1 protein-coding gene is annotated in these 1597 nt (G+C 64.4%); it reads right to left on the bottom strand.

The window, feature by feature from the left end:
* Positions 1 to 1591: potassium transporter Kup (locus VB618_RS19710; RefSeq protein ID WP_329798454.1), on the bottom strand; the 1591-nt coding region annotated here is incomplete at its 3' end.
* Between the last annotated feature and the right edge of the window lie 6 nt (positions 1592 to 1597).

The following is a 1597-nucleotide window of genomic DNA, read 5'->3' as shown; positions in this document are numbered from 1 at the left end:
TCACCACCGTCAAGATGACATTCTGGTCGTGCAGCACCTTGTTGTGCTTCATGTTATGCAGCAGCGCGGCCGGGACATCGTTGGCATTGCCCGTCAGGAACATGGCCGTGCCGGGCACCCGCGGCGCCGAGCTGTTCTCGCACATGCGGATGAACTCGGGCAGTGGCGGGCGGCCCCGGTGCGAGATCTCGGCCAGCAGGTGCGAGCCCTTGCGCCACACCCACATGAGCGTGAACAGCCCCGCGCCCGTCATCAGTGGGAACCAGCCGCCCTGCGGGATCTTGAGCGCGTTTGCCCCCAGGAAGATCAACTCGATGGCGAAGAACGGCGCGATTACCAGGACAGTGACCGCCGGGGACCAGCGCCAGAACTTCCACGCCACGGCGAACAGCAGGCACGAGGTAATGACCATGTCGCCCGTTACGGCGATGCCATAGGCAGCCGCCAGGTTGCTCGACGTCCTGAAAAACACCACGAGCAGGATCACGGCGACAAGCAGCAGCCAGTTGATCATCGGGATGTAGATCTGGCCCTTCTCCGTTTCGGAGGTGCGCAGCACACGGAAGCGCGGCAGCACGCCGAGCTGCATCGCCTGCTGCGAGATCGAGAACGCGCCCGTGATCACCGCCTGGCTGGCGATGATGGTGGCGATGGTGGCCAGGATCACCATCGGCAGCAACGCCCAGGAGGGGTAGAGCAGGAAGAACGGGTTCTCCAGCATCTCGGGGTGGGCCAGCAGCATAGCGCCCTGGCCAAGGTAATTAAGGGCCAGCGCCGGCAGGACGAAACCAAGCCAGGCGGTGCGGATGGGCGAGCGACCGAAGTGACCGAGGTCGGCATAGAGCGCCTCAGCTCCAGTGACCGACAGGAACACCGCACCTAAGGCAAACAGTCCGGCTGTGCCGTGGTTGAGCAGGAAGCTGAGGCCATGGAGCGGGTTGATTGCGCCGATGATTCCAGGATCGTCCAGGATGTGCGTCAGGCCACCGATACCCATAACGGCGAACCAGAAGGCGGTGATCGGCCCGAAGAATGTCGCCACGCTGGCGGTGCCGAACCGCTGGACGGCAAAGAGGCCGATCAGGATCACGAGGCTGATCGGCACCACGTAGGGATCGAAGGCGGGCGTCACGAGCTTGAGGCCCTCGAGCGCCGAGAGGACGGAGATCGCCGGGGTGATGATGGCGTCGCCATAGAACAGGGAGGCGCCTACCATGCCGAGGATGATGGTGAACCCGGTGCTGTGCCCGAGCGCGCGCTGGGCCAACGTGACGAGCGAGAGCGTACCGCCCTCGCCGTTGTTATCGGCGCGGAGGACCAGGACAACGTACTTGAGAGTGACGATGATGATCAGCGCCCACAGGATCAGCGAGACGACCCCGATCACCATCTCACGAGTGAGAGCGGCGTGGCCCGCATGGGCGGTGGCGGCGGCGAGGCTTTCCTTGAGAGCGTAAAGCGGACTGGTGCCAATGTCGCCGTACACCACGCCGATGGAGCCGAGAGTCAGAGCCCAGAAGGAGGTCGGAGTTGCGTGCCCGTATCCGGCAGGGCCGACATCCACCCGTTCGCTAATCCCCGTCGCGGCCATGTACCC

The sequence above is a fragment of the Microvirga sp. CF3062 genome, assembly GCF_036314045.1.
GTDB lineage: Bacteria > Pseudomonadota > Alphaproteobacteria > Rhizobiales > Beijerinckiaceae > Microvirga.
Note: the sequence above shows the minus strand (reverse complement) of the source record. Positions and strands in the feature narration are given on the sequence as shown.